15 protein-coding genes are annotated in these 16989 nt (G+C 64.3%); 14 read left to right on the top strand and 1 reads right to left on the bottom strand.

The window, feature by feature from the left end; genetic code table 11:
- Positions 1-36: 36 nt before the first annotated feature.
- The 11 genes from AC3FKH_RS30000 (at position 37) to AC3FKH_RS30050 (ending at position 11783) form a co-directional block, all read left to right on the top strand.
- On the top strand, positions 37-858 hold the full coding sequence (locus tag AC3FKH_RS30000) for a phosphatidate cytidylyltransferase (RefSeq protein WP_488679327.1): 822 nt from the start codon (positions 37-39) through the stop codon (positions 856-858).
- Between the two features lie 29 nt (positions 859-887).
- Positions 888-2075, top strand: a complete 1188-nt coding sequence (gene ispC, locus AC3FKH_RS30005) for a 1-deoxy-D-xylulose-5-phosphate reductoisomerase (protein ID WP_488679328.1) — start codon at positions 888-890, stop codon at positions 2073-2075.
- A gap of 120 nt (positions 2076-2195) precedes the next feature.
- On the top strand, positions 2196-3587 hold the full coding sequence (gene rseP / locus AC3FKH_RS30010) for an RIP metalloprotease RseP (protein WP_488679329.1): 1392 nt from the start codon (positions 2196-2198) through the stop codon (positions 3585-3587).
- 98 nt (positions 3588-3685) lie between these two features.
- Positions 3686-6040 carry an outer membrane protein assembly factor BamA gene (gene bamA / locus AC3FKH_RS30015; RefSeq protein ID WP_483708245.1) on the top strand — a complete coding sequence of 785 codons (2355 nt, stop codon included), beginning with the start codon at positions 3686-3688 and terminating at the stop codon, positions 6038-6040.
- Positions 6041-6061: 21 nt separating this feature from the next.
- Positions 6062-6589: an OmpH/Skp family outer membrane protein gene (locus AC3FKH_RS30020; RefSeq protein WP_483708244.1), complete on the top strand. Its 528-nt coding sequence runs from the start codon at positions 6062-6064 to the stop codon at positions 6587-6589.
- A 33-nt stretch (positions 6590-6622) separates the two neighbouring features.
- Positions 6623-7711 carry a UDP-3-O-(3-hydroxymyristoyl)glucosamine N-acyltransferase gene (lpxD, locus tag AC3FKH_RS30025; protein WP_488679330.1) on the top strand — a complete coding sequence of 363 codons (1089 nt, stop codon included), beginning with the start codon at positions 6623-6625 and terminating at the stop codon, positions 7709-7711.
- A 15-nt stretch (positions 7712-7726) separates the two neighbouring features.
- Positions 7727-8179 (top strand): 3-hydroxyacyl-ACP dehydratase FabZ, encoded by a 453-nt coding sequence (fabZ, locus tag AC3FKH_RS30030; protein ID WP_483708241.1) that lies wholly within the window; start codon positions 7727-7729, stop codon positions 8177-8179.
- 109 nt (positions 8180-8288) lie between these two features.
- A complete protein-coding gene (gene lpxA, locus AC3FKH_RS30035; RefSeq protein WP_488679331.1) occupies positions 8289-9092 on the top strand; it encodes an acyl-ACP--UDP-N-acetylglucosamine O-acyltransferase in 804 nt (267 codons plus the stop codon).
- Positions 9093-9179: 87 nt separating this feature from the next.
- Complete coding sequence (gene lpxB / locus AC3FKH_RS30040; RefSeq protein WP_488679377.1) at positions 9180-10313, top strand: lipid-A-disaccharide synthase; 1134 nt, start codon at positions 9180-9182, stop codon at positions 10311-10313.
- Positions 10313-10969: a ribonuclease HII gene (rnhB, locus tag AC3FKH_RS30045; RefSeq protein ID WP_488679332.1), complete on the top strand. Its 657-nt coding sequence runs from the start codon at positions 10313-10315 to the stop codon at positions 10967-10969. Before lpxB ends, rnhB begins: the two co-directional genes overlap by 1 nt.
- Before the next feature lie 28 nt (positions 10970-10997).
- Entirely contained in the window at positions 10998-11783 is a 786-nt protein-coding gene (locus AC3FKH_RS30050) for a TrmH family RNA methyltransferase (protein WP_488679333.1), read from the top strand.
- Positions 11784-11795: 12 nt separating this feature from the next.
- Here AC3FKH_RS30050 and ppsR read toward each other — a convergent pair whose 3' ends face one another.
- Positions 11796-12701: a posphoenolpyruvate synthetase regulatory kinase/phosphorylase PpsR gene (gene ppsR, locus AC3FKH_RS30055; protein WP_488679334.1), complete on the bottom strand. Its 906-nt coding sequence runs from the start codon at positions 12699-12701 to the stop codon at positions 11796-11798.
- Between the two features lie 291 nt (positions 12702-12992).
- Here ppsR and ppsA point away from each other — a divergent pair, with 291 nt between their 5' ends.
- The 3 genes from ppsA to AC3FKH_RS30070 all read left to right on the top strand — a co-directional run bounded on the left by ppsA (position 12993) and on the right by AC3FKH_RS30070 (position 16976).
- On the top strand, positions 12993-15377 hold the full coding sequence (ppsA, locus tag AC3FKH_RS30060; protein ID WP_488679335.1) for a phosphoenolpyruvate synthase: 2385 nt from the start codon (positions 12993-12995) through the stop codon (positions 15375-15377).
- Between the two features lie 182 nt (positions 15378-15559).
- Positions 15560-15985, top strand: coding sequence for an NfeD family protein (locus AC3FKH_RS30065; protein ID WP_488679336.1), 426 nt, complete (start codon positions 15560-15562; stop codon positions 15983-15985).
- A 61-nt stretch (positions 15986-16046) separates the two neighbouring features.
- A complete protein-coding gene (locus AC3FKH_RS30070) occupies positions 16047-16976 on the top strand; it encodes an SPFH domain-containing protein (protein WP_483729517.1) in 930 nt (309 codons plus the stop codon).
- The last annotated feature ends 13 nt before the right edge of the window (positions 16977-16989 follow it).

Raw genomic sequence — 16989 nt, forward strand, 5'->3', positions numbered from 1 at the left:
GCAGGCCAATCCACCTTTCCACGGGACTAGCAGCGCATGCTTCTCACCCGCGTCATCACCGCCCTGTGCCTGTTGCTGCTGATACTGCCGATCCTGTTCCTGGCGCCGCCTTCGGCGCTGGCCGGCCTGGTTGCGGTGATCGTGCTGCTCGGCGGCTGGGAGTTCGGGCGGCTTATCGGCCTGCGCGGCGCCTGGCCTTACGTCTATGCGGTGGCCTGCCTGCTGGCCCTGATCGCCTGGCATGATGTCCCGTCCCGCCAGGGCCTGGTCTGGCTGCTGCAGGCAGCCGTGGTCTGCTGGGGCGTTGCGCTGGTGCTGCTCGCGCGCGGCGTGCGCTCGGCAACAGCGGGCTTTACCCTCCTGGGGGCCATTCTCGGCCTGATCATGCTGCCCGCCTTCGGGCACGCAACGATGATCCTGCGTGGCGCCGGCATCGGCGTGCTGCTAACGGCTGCGGTGCTGGTGTGGGCGGCCGACATTGGCGCCTATTTCGTCGGCAAGGCCATCGGCCGGCGCAAGCTGGCGCCATCCATCAGCCCGGGCAAGTCGTGGGAAGGCGCCATCGGCGGCTGGCTGCTGGCGATGCTGATCGGCCTGAGCCTGGCGGCGACGCATGCGTTTGCCCCGACCTGGTTCTCTGTCATGGCCGACCATGGCGGGCTGGTGCTGGTGGCGCTCTTGACCACGCTGCTGGTTGCGGCCAGTATCATCGGCGACTTGTTCGAATCGCTGCTCAAGCGGCAGGTCGGCATGAAAGACAGCAGCCGGCTGTTGCCCGGCCATGGCGGCGTGCTGGATCGCATTGATGCCTTGGTGCCGGTGTTTCCGCTGGCGGCCCTGATGGTGACCTATTTCTGAAGCCGTTCTGTCCTGCGTTCTGTCCTGATATGCATCGAATTACCATCCTCGGCGCTACCGGCTCGATCGGCGAAAGCACGCTCGACGTGGTGCGGCGCCACGCCGACCGGTATGCCGTACATGCCCTGACGGCGCACCGGCAGGTGCAGAAACTGGCGGCGAGCTGCATCGAGTTCAGGCCCGCCCGCGCCGTCGTGGGCACGCCGGAAGCCGCTCGGGAGCTGGAAGCGCTGCTGCGCGCCGCCGGGGTCGCGACCGAAGTCAGCCACGGCGAGGCCGCGCTGGAGTCGGTCGCGAGCGATGCGCAGACCGACTCGGTCATGGCCGCGATCGTCGGCGCGGCGGGGCTGCGCCCGACGCTGGCGGCTGCGCGCGCCGGCAAACGCGTACTGCTGGCCAACAAGGAAGCGCTGGTGATGTCCGGGCGCATCTTCATGGACGCGGTGCGCGAGCACGGCGCCACGCTGCTGCCGATCGACAGCGAACACAACGCCATCTTCCAGTGCCTGCCGGCGAACGATCAGCGCTATCGCGCCGGTGTGGCCAAGGTCGTGCTGACGGCGTCGGGCGGCCCGTTCCGTACGCGCGACCCCTCCACGCTGCATGACATCACGCCGGACCAGGCCTGCGCCCACCCCAACTGGGTCATGGGACGCAAGATCTCGGTAGATTCGGCCACCATGATGAACAAGGGGCTGGAGGTCATCGAGGCCCACTGGCTGTTCGCGGCGCCGGCCGAGCATATTGAAGTGCTGATTCACCCGCAGAGCATCGTGCATTCGATGGTCGCCTATCGGGACGGTTCGGTGCTGGCGCAGTTGGGGAATCCGGATATGCGCACGCCGATCGCCTATGGCCTGGCCTATCCCGAGCGGATCGATGCGGGGGTTTCCGCGCTGGACCTGACGCTGGCCGGCGCGCTCAATTTCGAGAGGCCGGACCTGGCGCGGTTTCCCTGCCTGGCACTGGCCTTCGACGCGCTGCGCGCGGGCGGCGTGGCGCCGGCGGTGCTGAATGCGGCCAACGAAGTGGCTGTGGACGCATTCCTGCAGGGTAGCGTCCGCTTCACCGACATCGCACGGATCGTTGGCAACGTGCTGGAAAGTACACCCAATCATGCGGCCGATTCGCTTGAATGCGTGCTCGATGCCGACCAGAAGGCGCGGCACGCTGCACGTGCCTGTCTGCAGGAACTGACAATCAGCGCGCCGCGCTGACAGCGTGGCCAGTGGCATCTGCGACAATGGCAATGCTGCGATGGCGCGCGCTCCTGACACGTGCGACCGTCATGCGGCCTGGCCATCGCCAGCCCGGCCAACTTTCCTGACGACCCTGCCATGCAAACCGTAATCGCCTTTGTCGTCGCCCTCTGCGTGCTGATCTTCGTGCACGAGATGGGCCACTACCTTGCCGCGCGCGCTTGCGGAGTCAAGGTGCTGCGGTTCTCGATCGGCTTCGGCCGGCCGCTGCTGCGCTGGACTTCCAAGGGAAGGGACCGCACCGAATGGACCGTCGCGGCCATTCCGCTGGGCGGCTACGTCAAGATGCTGGACGAGCGCGAACGGGACCCCGAGCACGATGCGGCCATCGACCCGGCCGAGCTGCCGCGCGCCTTCAACCGGCAGCCGGTGGGCAAGCGCTTTGTCATTGTCGCGGCGGGACCGCTGGCCAATTTCGTGCTGGCGATCGTACTGTACTTCGCACTCTTTACAGGCGGGATGCGCGAGCCGGCACCCATCCTCACCGCCCCGGCGAGCGGCACGATGGCGGCCCAGGCTGGCGTGCGCGAAGGCGACCGGGTGCTGTCATTGGAGGCCAACGGGAGTAAAGAAGCCATCCGTTCCTGGAACGAACTGCGCATGGCGGTATTTGCCGAAGGCTTCGGTGACGCGCGCGCCGTGCTGCGCGTGCGCGGCACCGACGGCGGCGAGCGGGACCTGACGCTGGCCCGGCTGCCGAGCACCGGCAGCAATCCTGATCAGGATCCGCTTGCCATGATGGGCCTGGCGCTGAAGGGTGGCCCCGTGACGATCACGGAAGTCCTGCCCGGTTCCGCGGCGGAACGGGCCGGGCTGAAACCGGGCGATCGGGTAGTGGCATGGCAGGGCACATCGCTCACGCAGGCCGCTGAACTGATCAAGGCAGTGCGCGCGCAGCCGGGCCAGCGCGTGGCGCTGGGCATCGAACGCGGCGGCCGGCGCCTCGATGTTCCGGTAACGCTAGACAGCACGCCAACCCGCGAAGGCGACGCCCATGGGGCCGCCCCGTCGGGCAAGCTGGGCGCGGCGCTTACCCAGGCGGTGCAGATGGAAACGGTGCGCTATGGGCCGGTACAGGCGCTGTCCCGTGCCACCGGCCAGGTCTGGAGCACCAGCGTCCTGTCGCTCAAGCTGCTCGGCAAGATGCTGATCGGGCAGGCCTCGCTGCAGAACCTGAGCGGCCCGCTGACCGTGGCGGACTACGCCGGACGTGCCGCCCACCTCGGCGTGCAGGCCTTTGTCAGCTTCCTGGCGCTGGTCAGCGTCAGCCTCGGCGTGCTGAATTTGTTACCTATTCCGGTTCTGGATGGGGGGCATTTGCTGTATTATTGCGTGGAATTTTTGACTGGCAGGCCCGTCCCAGACCACTGGCAGGCAATGCTGCAGAAGGTAGGCATCGCCTGCATCTTGCTCCTGACTTCGCTCGCTTTGTTCAATGACGTCAGCCGGATGTTCCTGGCCAATGGCTAGAAACAGGTAACGGCAAGCAGGGCGGTCGTGTTGCCGACACCGTCGCCCGGGACGCTTTGACAGGCGCAGTCCCACGAAGCATCGGAGCGCAATCCTGGATGGAATCAAAGAGGGGATCAAGATTGATCAGACATAAGCGCATCTCGCTGGGCTTGCTAGCGAGTGCCATTATTGCAGCCTGGAGCCCGGCAGGCTGGGCCGCCGATCCGTTTGTCGTGAAGGACATCCGCGTTGAGGGTCTGCAACGCGTGGAACCCGGTACGGTCTTTGGCTATCTTCCCGTCCGCGTGGGTGAGACGTTCACCGACGACAAGGGCGCCGACGCCATCCGCGCCCTGTATAACACGGGCTTCTTCAAGGACGTGCAGATCCGCGCCGAAGACGGCGTGCTGGTCGTGCAGGTGGAAGAGCGCCCGGCTATTTCGCAGCTCGAGTTCGTCGGCATCAAGGAATTCGACAAGGATACGCTGCGCCGCTCGCTGCGCGCCGTGGGCGTCGCCGAGGCGCGCTACTACGACAAGGCGCTGATCGACAAGGCCGAGCAGGAACTGAAGCGCCAGTACGTGGCCCGCGGCTATTACGCGGCCGACGTGCAGACCACGATCACGCCGGTGGACCGCAACCGCGTGTCGGTGGTGTTCAACGTGGAAGAGGGCCCGGTCGCCAAGATCAAGCAGATCAATATCGTCGGCAACAAGGCCTTCAAGGAAGGCACGCTGCGTGACGAGATGCAGCTGTCCACGCCGAACTGGCTGTCCTGGTACACCAAGAACGACCTCTACTCCAAGCAGAAGCTCACGGCTGACCTGGAAGCACTGCGTTCGTACTACCTGAACCGCGGCTACCTGGAATTCGCCATCGAGTCGACCCAGGTGTCGATCACGCCGGACAAGAAGGACATCTACCTGACGCTGAACATCAAGGAAGGCGAGCAGTACAAGGTGTCCGATATCCGCCTGGCCGGCGAACTGCTCGGCAAGCAGGAGGAAATGGAAAAGCTGCTGCAGCTGAAGAAGGGCGATATTTTCTCGTCCGAAAAGCTGACGGCCAGCACCAAGTCCATTACGGACCTTCTGGGCACCTATGGCTACGCGTTCACGACGATCAACCCGCAGCCACAGATCGATCAGGAGAAGCGTGAAGTCGCGCTGACGCTGATGGTCGATCCGGGCCGCCGCGTGTACGTGCGCCGCGTGAACGTGGTTGGCAACAGCAAGACCCGCGACGAAGTGGTGCGCCGTGAAATGCGCCAGATGGAAAGCTCGTGGTTCGACAGCGAGAAGCTCCAGCAGTCGCAGGCGCGTATCAACCGCACCGGCTACTTCACCGACACCAACATCACGACCGAGGACGTGGCGGGTGCGCCTGACCAGGTCGATGTGAACGTCAATGTGACTGAAAAGCCGACCGGCCAGATCAGCCTGGGCGTGGGCTTCTCGTCCACGGACAAGCTGGTGCTGCAGGCCGGCCTGCGCCAGGACAACGTGTTCGGCTCCGGTACCAGCCTGGGCCTGGACGTGAACACCGCCAAGTCGTTCCGTACCATCGCGCTGACGCAGTACGACCCGTACTTCACGGTGGATGGCATCAGCCGCTCGACCGATATCTACTACCGTACGTCGCGTCCGCTGTACTACACCGGCGACCAGGATTACAAGATCGAAACGGCGGGTGGCGGCTTCAAGTTCGGCGTGCCGTTCTCGGAAGTCGATACCGTGTTCTTCGGCATCGGCTACGAATGGACCCGTATCTCGGTCTCGCCGAATACGCCGGCCCAGTACGTCAAGTTCCTGCACGACATCGGCAAGCTTCCGGCTGGCCAGACCGTGGGTACTGCGTCGCCGATCAACAACTTCCCGTTCACGATCGGCTGGGCGCGTGACCGCCGTGACTCGGCGCTGGTGCCGACCAAGGGCCCTTACACCCAGGCCAACCTGGAAGTCGGGATCCCGGGCGGCGACGTGCAATACTACCGTGCCAGCGTGCAGCAGCAGTACTTCTATCCGCTTTCGAAGGCCTTCACGCTCGCGCTTAACGGTGAAGTCGCCTATGGCCACGGTTATGGCAACACGCCATTCCCGGTGTACAAGTACTTCTACGCCGGTGGTATCGGCTCGGTGCGCGGCTACCAGACCAGCACGCTGGGCCCGAAGGACCAGAACGGCAACCCGGTGGGTGGTGCGTCCAAGATGATCGGTAATGTGGAATTCATCTTCCCGCTGCCGGGTTCGGGCGTGGACCGCACGCTGCGCCTGTTCACCTTCTTCGACTTCGGTAACGTGTACCAGGAAGGCGCGCCGCTGTCGTTCAGCGAACTGAAGTACTCGACCGGTTTCGGCATGTCGTGGTTGTCGCCGATCGGCCCGCTGAAGATCAGCATGGGCTTCCCGCTGAAGAAGGACGAGACCGACAAGGTTCAGCGCTTCCAGTTCCAGATCGGTACTGCGTTCTGATTCCGTAAAAGGATCTGTTTCATGAATACAAAATCCAAATTGGTCAAGACTCTGAGCGCCGCCGCCGTGGCGGCTGCGGCGCTGTGCGCGGCAGCACCGGCGATGGCACAGGAAGCCCGCATTGCTGCCGTGAATTCCGAGCGCATCCTGCGCGATTCGCAGCCGGCCAAGGCCGCGCAAGTCAAGCTGGAGCAGGAGTTCTCCAAGCGCGACCGCGAGCTGCAGGACATGGCCCAGAAAATCAAGGGCATGGCCGACAAGCTGGACAAGGACACGGCCGTGCTGGCCGACTCCGACCGCCAGCGCCGCCAGCGTGAAGTCGCGGACCTGGACCGCGAGTTCCAGCGCAAGCAGCGCGAATTCCGCGAGGACCTGAACCAGCGCCGCAATGAGGAACTGGCACAGGTGCTCGAGCGCGCCAACCGCGTGATCCGCTCGCTTGCAGAGCAGCGCAAGTACGACCTGATCGTGCAGGAAGCGGTGTACGTGAACCCGCGCATCGACATCACCGACGATGTGATGAAGGCGCTGAACGCTGGCGGCAAGTAAGCCCCGGCTGTCCTTTTTTCAGGAAGTACCGCCATGCAGACACCCACACTGGGGCAGCTCGCCACCGAGAACGGCGCGCAGGTTGTGGGTGATCCCGACCTCGCGATCATTGGCCTGGCTCCGCTGGACCAGGCCGGTCCCGGCGAACTCTCGTTTCTCTCCAATCCGCTCTACCTGTCGCAGGCGCTGGCTTCCAACGCCAGTGCCGTGATCGTGTCGGCGCCGGATCTGGAGCGCATCCGTGCCCAAGGGCAGGCCGACGGCCGCAACTGGCTGGTGGCGCGCAATCCGTACGTCTGCTTCGCCTGGATTGCGCAGCGCTTCGATAAGGCCAACCGCGACACGCGCACGGGCATCGACCCGCGCGCCAGCGTTGCGCCGGGGGTTGCCGTTCCGGCTTCGTGCTTCATCGGGCCGAACGTGGTGATCGAAGCCGGTGCGCGCATTGGCGAGCGCGTGCGTATCCTGGCCAACAGCTCCGTCGGTGCCAATGCGGAAATCGGTGACGATTCGCTGATCTACGCCAATGTGTCGGTCTACCACGATTGCGTGGTCGGCGCGCGCGCGATCCTGCACAGCGGGGTCGTGATCGGTGCCGACGGTTTCGGCTTTGCGCCGGACATCGGTCCCACCGGCGTCGAGTACGTGAAGATTCCGCAGACGGGCCGGGCAGTGCTCGGCAACGATATCGAAGTTGGCGCGAATACCGCCATCGACCGCGGCGCGATGGCCGATACCGTGATCGAAGACGGTTGCAAGATCGACAACCAGGTCCAGATCGCGCACAACGTGCGGGTTGGCGCCCATACGGTGATTGCGGGCTGCGCGGCGGTGTCGGGCAGCACGCGCATCGGACGGTTCTGCGTGATCGGCGGTGCCGCGAATTTCTCGGGGCACCTGACCATCGCCGATCGCACCACGGTGTCGGGCGGGACCTCGATCACCAAATCCATTACCAAGCCCGGCGGCCACTTCACCAGCGTGTTTCCGTTCCTGCCGCATGGCGAATGGGAGCGCAACGCTGCAATCGTGCGCGGCCTGACCAAGCTGCGTGAACGCGTCATGCAGCTGGAGCGCCGCCTGCGCGGCCAGTCCGCCGGGACTCAAACCTCACAAGACTAAGACAAGAGAAAGATCATGACCGCCGCCGAAATCGACATTCGCAAGATCCTCAAGCTGCTGCCCCATCGCTACCCGATGCTGCTGGTGGACCGCGTGCTCGAGTTCGAACCGCAGAAGCGTATCAAGACGCTGAAGAACGTCACCATCAACGAGCCGTTCTTCCAGGGACATTTCCCCGGCCAGCCGGTCATGCCGGGCGTGATGATCCTGGAAGCGCTGGCCCAATCGGCCGGCCTGCTGACCTTTGGCGCCGACATGGAGCGCAAGGAAGGCGCGCTGTACTACTTCGTCGGCATCGACGGCGCGCGCTTCAAGCAGGTCGTCTACCCGGGCGACCAGCTGCATATGAACGTGACCGTGGAGCGCTATATCCGCGGCATCTGGAAGTTCAAGGCATTTGCCACCGTGGACGAAAAGGTAGCGTGCGAGGCGGAGCTGATGTGCACCGTCAAGCAGGCTGACGCCTGAGTCCACATGCCCGCGGCAGCGCCCGCGGGCACGGCGGCTACCTGCCGCCACGCCTGGGCCGGGGCGAACCAGCCTCGCCCCCAGACACCAGACCAACAGGACAGGACGTATGACGCAAATCCATCCCACCGCACTGGTCGACCCGAATGCAGAACTTGCGGCCGACGTGACCGTTGGCCCGTTTTCCATTGTCGGGCCGAATGTGCGGGTCGGCAGCGGCACCCAGATCGGCGCGCACTCGACGGTCGAAGGCCATACCACGATCGGCGAAGGCAACAAGATTGGCCCGTACGCTTCGGTGGGCGGAGTGCCGCAGGACATGAAGTATCGCAACGAGCCGACCCGGCTCGACATCGGCGATCGCAACACCATCCGCGAATTCACCACGATCCACACCGGCACGGTGCAGGATCGCGGCGTCACCACGATCGGCAGCGACAACTGGATCATGGCCTACGTGCACATCGCACATGACTGCTCGGTGGGCAATCACACGGTGTTCTCCAGCAATGCACAGATTGCCGGCCACGTGGAAGTGGGCGACTGGGCCATCCTCGGCGGCATGAGCGGCGTGCACCAGTTCGTGCGCATCGGCGCGCATGCCATGCTGGGCGGTGCCTCGGCCCTGGTGCAGGACGTGCCGCCGTTCGTGATCGCGGCCAGCGACAAGAGCGGCAACAAGGCCACGCCGCACGGCGTCAACGTCGAAGGCCTGCGGCGCCGCGGCTTTGACGCCGCGCAGATCGCCGGGCTGCGCCAGGCTTACAAGCTGCTTTACAAGTCGGATCTCAGCTTCGACGACGCCCGCAATGAAATTGGCGCCCTGCTGGCACAAGCCGATGCGAGCACCGCCGAGCCCCTGCGCGCGTTCCTGGACTTCATTGCCGCCACCCAGCGCGGCATCGTACGCTGAGACTGGCCGGACATGGTCGACCTCGCGATTCGGGGCAGCTCGCCTGACGGTACTGCAAGCAACGCAAGCCAGCGCGGCACCATTGCCATGGTGGCCGGCGAAGCGTCCGGCGACCTGCTGGCATCGTTGATGCTGGGCGGGCTCAAGGCCCGGCTGGGCGATACGGTCAGCTATGCCGGCATCGGCGGCAAGCGCATGATGGCGGAGGGATTTGTTTCCCACTGGCCGATGGAGACGCTGTCGGTCAACGGCTACGTCGAGGTCCTGGGTTCGCTGCGCGAGATCCTGGCCACGCGCCGCGCCATCCGCGATTCGCTGCTGGCGAATCCGCCGGCCTGCTTTATTGGCGTCGATGCGCCGGACTTCAATTTCGGGCTCGAGGTGCCACTGCGGCGCGCGGGAATTCCGGTGGTCCATTTCGTCAGCCCGTCGATCTGGGCCTGGCGGGGCGGACGCATCCGCACCATCGCGCGCGCGGTCGACCACATCCTCTGCCTGTTTCCGTTCGAGCCCGAGATCTATGCCAAGGCCGGCATTCCGGCCACCTATGTAGGCCATCCGCTGGCCGACGTCATTCCGATGGTGCCCGATGTCGCGGGCGCGCGCGCGGCGCTGGGCCTGCCCGCGGGCCATCGCGTGGTAGCTGTGCTGCCGGGCAGCCGGCAGTCCGAGGTGCGCAATCTTGGCGCCACGTTCTTTGCCGCCATGGCGCAGATGCAGCGCATGGATCCGAACCTGGCGTTCGTGCTTCCGGCCGCGAGCGCGCCGTTGCGCGCCATCGTGGAGAGCCTGCACCAGCAGTATCCGGAACTGCGCCTGACGATTGTCGATGGCAACTCCCACCTGGCCATGGAGGCAGCCGATGTGGTGCTGCTGGCCAGCGGCACCGCGACGCTGGAAGCGGCGCTGTACAAGAAGCCGATGGTGATATCGTACAAGGTGCCCTGGCTGACCGCGCAGATCATGAAGCGGCAGGGCTACCTGCCCTACGTCGGCCTGCCGAATATCCTGTCAGGTCGCTTTGTCGTGCCCGAGTTGCTGCAGGACGATGCCACCCCGGAAGCGCTGGCGCGCGAGACGCTGCTGCAGCTCAATGACCAGGGCAATATCGCCTTCCTGTACGAACACTTCACGCGCATGCACGAAACGCTCAAGTGCAATACAGCACAGATTGCCGCCGACGTGGTCGTCGACCTGGTGCATGCGAGAGGGCTGGCCTGATGGCGCGTCCCAATTCGCCGTCTCCGCAGATGGGGCTCGACCTTGCGCCGGTTGCGGCGAGCGTCCGGTTCGTGTGCGGTGTCGATGAGGCCGGCCGGGGCCCCCTGGCGGGGCCGGTGTACGCCGCGGCCGTGGTGTTTGATCCGGCCAGGCCGATGCTGCGCGGGCTCGCGGATTCGAAAATTCTCACCGCGAAAAAGCGCGAAGAGCTCTACGACAAGATCTGCGAGCGTGCGTTGGGCTGGCATATCGCCTTCGCCACCGTGGAAGAGATCGATACCATCAACATCCTGCATGCATCCATGCTCGCCATGCAGCGCGCGGTGCAGGGACTGGCTGAGAAGGGCATTACTCCGGACCTGGTCCAGGTAGATGGCAACCGCTGCCCGCAGGTACCGTTTCCTGTCGAGGCGATCGTCAAGGGCGATGCGCTGGTCAAGGCCATCTCGGCGGCGTCCATCCTGGCGAAGGTTGCAAGGGACCGGGAGCTGCTGGTCCTGCATGATGCCTATCCGCAGTATGGCTTCGACGCCCACTCGGGCTACCCGACGCCGCAGCATCTGGCGGCCCTCGCGCAATTCGGCGCTTCGCCACACCATCGGCGGTCGTTCGCACCCGTGCGCGAGGCATTGGCCCGCGGCCCGGCAGCCTTCTGAGCGCAGCGCGCGCATCGAGAATCCACCTGTGAAGCACGTCACATCGCGCGACAACGCGCTGTTCAAACATCTCAAGGCGCTCGCCACGTCGACGCACCAGCGCCGCAAGGCCGGGCAGTCGCTGCTCGATGGCGTGCACCTTGCCCAGGCCTATGTCGCGGCGCTGGGGCAACCGGTAAGCTGCGTGGTGTCGGAGCGCCACTACGATCATGCCGAAGTGGCGCCCTTGCTGGCACAGATCGATAGCCAGCGCGTCGTCGTACTGGCCGACGCGCTGTTCGTGCAGGTCAGCGGCGTAGCCAATGGCATCGACCTGATGCTGGTGATCGAAACCCCGCCGGGACATTTGCCGGCGCGGATCGAGGAAGACTGCATCATCCTCGATGGCTTGCAGGATGCCGGCAATGTCGGGTCGATCCTGCGCAGCGCGGCCGCGGCCGGTATCCGTCACGCGTTCCTGGGCACCGGCTGCGCGTTCGCGTGGTCGATCAAGACACTCCGCGCCGGCATGGGCGCCAACTTCCACCTGAACATCGTCGAGCACTGCACCATCGACATGCTGGCACCACGGCTGGCCGTGCCGCTGCTGGCGACGTCATCGCATGCCGACGCGGCGGTGTTCGATACGGACCTGCGCAATCCGGTCGCATGGATCGTGGGCAACGAAGGCGCAGGCGTCAGTGCGGCATGGATGGAGCGCGTGGCGCGCACCGTTGGCATTCCGCAGCCCGGCGGCCTCGAATCGCTGAACGTGGGGGCCGCGACCGCGATCTGCCTGTTCGAGGCAGTGCGGCAGCGGCGCACGGCGCCATAGGCGCCGCGACGTTCAGTAGTTGTCGCGATCGACCTTGATTTCCTGCAGGATGGTCGTGGCAATTTCCTCGATCGACTTGTGCGTCGATGACAGCCACTTGATGCCCTCGCGGCGCATCATCGCCTCGGCCTCGTTCACCTCATAGCGGCAGTTTTCCACGGCGGCGTACTTGCTGCCGGGACGGCGCTCGTTGCGGATTTCCGTGAGCCGCTGCGGGTCGATGGAAAGGCCGAAGATCTTGCTCTTGTAGTCGTACAGTGCCTTGGGCAGCTTGCCGCGCTCGAAGTCGTCGGGAATCAGCGGATAGTTTGCTGCCTTCAGGCCGTACTGCATGGCCAGGTAAAGACTGGTCGGCGTCTTGCCGCTGCGCGAAACGCCGACGAGGATGACGTCGGCCTCCTGCAGGTTCTTGTGTGACTGGCCGTCATCATGGGCGAGCGAGAAATTGATGGCCTCGATGCGGTTCTTGTAGGCCTCGGTATCCGCGTTCTGGTGAAAGCGGCCGATCGCATGCGTCGACTTGAGCCCGAGTTCCTTTTCCAGCGGTTCGATGAAGGTCTGGAACATGTCCAGGATCATCGCCTTGGCGCGTCGCAGTGCCTTGTTCGCTTCCTGGTTGACGAGCGTGGTGAAGACGATCGGTGGAGCGCCTTCAGCATAGAACGCTTCGTTGATTTTCCCGACGGCAATATGTGCCTTTTCCGGAGTATCGACGAACGGCATGCGCACTTTGCGGAAGCGCATTTCGAACTGTGCGAGGATCGAGTGGCTGAACGTTTCGGCAGTAATGCCGGTGCCGTCCGAGACGATGAATACCGTGCGGGTGGCGGGGCGGTCGCTCGTGACGGGTTGGGGAGACTGCGGCGTGGCACCGGCATTTGCCGGCTGGGCGCCGTCCGGCGCGACAGGCTCAGACATGGGCAAGCAGAATAAATAGATTGGATGTTCCGCAGAAAAGTGCGGCGCAGCACGGTAGAATAGCGGCGATCTTTTCGCTAAGCAATTCCGTTGGGCCTTTGCCGGTGCGGCCTTCCCGGCTGGAATTGTTGACAATGTGCGCTGCGAGACGAGAGCCACAAAACACAATTCCCCTGATGTGTGCGGGGTTGTTTAGCCAAGCGATCTGTTTATGAACAGAGCTCCGGGAACAGAACAACAAGAACATACCGGACAGTCGCGCCAGATTTCTTACTTTGTTTTGAGGCTTTCATGACTAACCAGGCAAATAACGGCGCCTACGTGCAGCCGTTCGAGCAGTTGCGCATGTCGGATGTGGAAACGGTTGGCGGCAAGAATTCGTCGCTGGGCGAGATGATCTCCCAGCTGGCCGAAGCCGGCGTCCGTGTCCCCGGCGGTTTTGCCACCACCGCGCTGGCGTTCCGCGACTTCCTCGCTCACAACAACCTGACCCAGCGCATTTCCGATCGCCTGAAGACCCTGAACGTCGATGACGTCAAGGCCCTGGCCGAAGCCGGTGCAGAGATCCGCAACTGGGTCGTCGAGGCACCGTTCCAGCCGCGCCTGGAGCAGGAAGTCCGCGAGTTCTACGCCCGTGCCGCCGAGCGCGAAGGTTCCGAGGCATCGTTCGCCGTGCGTTCTTCGGCTACGGCCGAAGACCTGCCGGACGCTTCCTTCGCCGGCCAGCAGGAGTCCTACCTGAACGTCAGCGGCATCGACGACGTGCTGGACAAGATCAAGCACGTGTTCGCGTCGCTGTACAACGACCGCGCCATTTCCTACCGCGTGCACAAGGGCTTTGCCCATGACGTGGTCGCACTGTCGGCAGGCGTGCAGCGCATGGTCCGTTCGGACCTGGCTTCGTCGGGCGTGATGTTCACCATCGACACCGAATCGGGCTTCCCCGACGTGGTCTTCATCACCTCCAGCTATGGCCTGGGCGAAACGGTGGTGCAGGGCGCCGTGAACCCGGACGAGTTCTACGTCTTCAAGCCGACGCTGCAGGCCGGCAAGTACCCGATCATCCGCCGCTCGATCGGCTCCAAGCTGATCAAGATGGAATTCACCAAGCCGGGCGAAGCCGGCCGCGTGAAGACCGTTGACGTTCCCGCCGAACTGCGCAACCGCTACTCGATCACCGACGCCGACGTGTCGGAACTGGCCAAGTATGCCGTGATCATCGAGAAGCACTATGGCCGCCCGATGGATATCGAGTGGGGCAAGGACGGCAAGGACGGCAAGATCTACATCCTGCAGGCCCGCCCGGAAACCGTGAAGAGCCAGTCGGCCGGCAAGGCCGAGCAGCGCTTCAAGCTGAAGGGCACCGCCCCGATCCTGACCAGCGGCCGCGCCATTGGCCAGAAGATCGGTACCGGCCCGGTGCGCGTCATCAACGACCCGTCCGAAATGGAACGTGTGCAGCCCGGCGACGTGCTGGTGGCCGACATGACCGACCCGAACTGGGAGCCGGTGATGAAGCGCGCCTCGGCGATCGTCACCAACCGTGGTGGCCGTACCTGCCACGCGGCCATCATCGCCCGTGAACTGGGCGTGCCGGCCGTGGTCGGCTGCGGCGACGCCACCGACGTGCTGAAGGACGGCACGCTGGTGACCGTGTCGTGCGCCGAAGGCGACGAAGGCCGCATCTACGACGGCCTGCTCGAAACCGAAGTCACGGAAGTGCAGCGCGGCGAAATGCCGGAGATCGCCGTCAAGCTGACGATGAACGTGGGCAACCCGCAACTGGCCTTCGACTTCGCGCAGATCCCGAATTCCGGTGTGGGCCTGGCTCGCCTCGAGTTCATCATCAACAACAACATCGGCGTGCACCCCAAGGCCATCCTCGACTACCCGCAAGTCGATGCCGACCTGAAGAAGGCCGTGGAAAGCGTGGCCCGTGGTCATGCCAGCCCGCGCGCGTTCTACGTCGACAAGCTGGCAGAAGGTATCGCCACGATCGGTGCAGCGTTCTATCCGAAGCCGGTCATCGTGCGCCTGTCGGACTTCAAGTCCAACGAGTACAAGAAGCTGATCGGCGGCTCGCGCTACGAGCCGGATGAAGAAAACCCGATGCTGGGCTTCCGTGGCGCGTCGCGCTACATCGCCGAAGACTTCGCCGAAGCCTTCGAGATGGAATGCAAGGCCATGAAGCGCGTGCGCGACGAAATGGGCCTGACCAACGTCGAGATCATGGTGCCGTTCGTCCGTACGCTGGGCCAGGCCGAGAAGGTCATCGGCCTGCTTGCCAAGCATGGCCTGAAGCGTGGCGAGAATGGTCTGCGCGTCATCATGATGTGCGAAGTGCCGTCGAACGCCATCCTGGCCGAGCAGTTCCTGGAGCACTTCGATGGTTTCTCGATCGGTTCGAACGATCTGACCCAGCTGACCCTGGGCCTGGACCGCGACTCCGGCATGGAACTGCTGGCCAAGGACTTCGACGAACGCGACCCCGCCGTGCGCTTCATGCTTTCGCGTGCGATCCAGGCCTGCCTCAGCCAGAACAAGTATGTCGGCATCTGCGGCCAGGGTCCTTCGGACCACCCGGACTTTGCCGCCTGGCTGGTCAAGGAAGGCATCAAGTCGATCTCGCTGAACCCGGATTCGGTCGTCGACACGTGGCAACAACTGGCGTCCTGATGTATTTGACGTCACAATAACGACAACTGCCGGCGCTACCATGCGCCGGTTAGCACCGGCCCTGCGGCAGGTGTGAAAAAAAGCCCCCGCAGACGCCGCTGGCGTTGCGGGGGTTTTTCTTTGCCCGACGCATTGGATGACGGTGGAAAGGGTAGCCCGGCCTCGCCGGGGAAAGGGGACACATGGCAATGCACTACCTGTGGTTCGTCGCCGTGGCCGTGCTCGTGATCGCCGAGCTGGCTACCGGTACGTTCTATCTGCTGATGGTTGCGTTCGGGCTGGCTGCGGGCGGCGTAGCGGCGCTGTCAGGGCTGGAGCCGCCGACGCAGACGGTGGTGGCGGCAGTGGTGGCCATCATCGCCATCGTCCTGCTGCGCCGCACGCGGTTTGGCCGTCTGCGCAGGGGCAATGCTGCGGCCGATCCAGGCGTCAACCTCGACATCGGCCAGGAACTCGAAGTGCCGGCGTGGGATACCTACCGCCGTGCGCGTGTGCCGTACCGCGGAGCGGACTGGACCGTCGAACTTGCGCCTGGCCCTGATGCCGCACCGGGGCGTTATCGCATTGTCGAAGTCCGCGGTTCGACGCTGATCGTCCTGCCGCGCTGATTCCCGTTGTTGCCGCGCCCTAGTGGCGCAGCATTGCTGTCAACTGTCCGGAGGGTCTTACATGGAAGTCTTTCAGCTTGGCTTGTTGCCGCTGATTATCCTGATTGCTGCCATCGTGCTGATTGCAAAGGGCGTCAAGATCGTGCCCCAGCAGCATGCCTGGGTGCTCGAGCGCCTGGGGCGGTATCACGCAACGCTGACGCCGGGGCTGACGATCGTGGTGCCGTTCGTCGACCGCGTCGCCTACAAGCATATCCTGAAGGAAATCCCGCTCGACGTCCCGAGCCAGGTCTGTATCACGAAGGACAACACCCAGCTCCAGGTCGACGGCGTGCTGTACTTCCAGGTCACGGACGCGATGAAGGCCTCTTACGGATCCAGCAATTTCGTGGTGGCGATCACGCAGCTGTCGCAGACCACGCTGCGGTCGGTCATCGGCAAGCTGGAACTCGACAAGACCTTCGAGGAGCGCGAGTTCATCAATCACAGCGTGGTGAATGCGCTGGACGAGGCGGCTTCGAACTGGGGCGTCAAGGTGTTGCGCTACGAGATCAAGGACCTCACGCCGCCGAAGGAGATCCTGCATGCGATGCAGGCGCAGATCACCGCCGAGCGGGAGAAGCGCGCGCTCATTGCCGCGTCCGAAGGCAAGCGCCAGGAGCAGATCAACCTGGCGTCAGGCGCGCGCGAAGCCGCGATCCAGAAGTCCGAAGGCGAAAAGCAGGCCGCCATCAACAAGGCGCAGGGCGAGGCGGCAGCCATCCTTGCGGTGGCAGAGGCCAACGCGCAGGCCATCCAGAAAATCGGTCAGGCTATCCGCGTGGACGGCGGCATGGAGGCCGTGAACCTCAAGGTGGCCGAGGAGTACGTCACGGCCTTCGGCAACCTGGCCAAGCAGGGCAATACGTTGATCGTGCCGGGCAACCTGGGCGAGATGAGCAGCATGATTGCCTCTGCCTTGCAGATCGTGAAAGGGCAGAAGGCCGCCTGATTGAAGCGGGGCC

The organism is Cupriavidus sp. 21MJTG02-4, assembly GCF_057798975.1.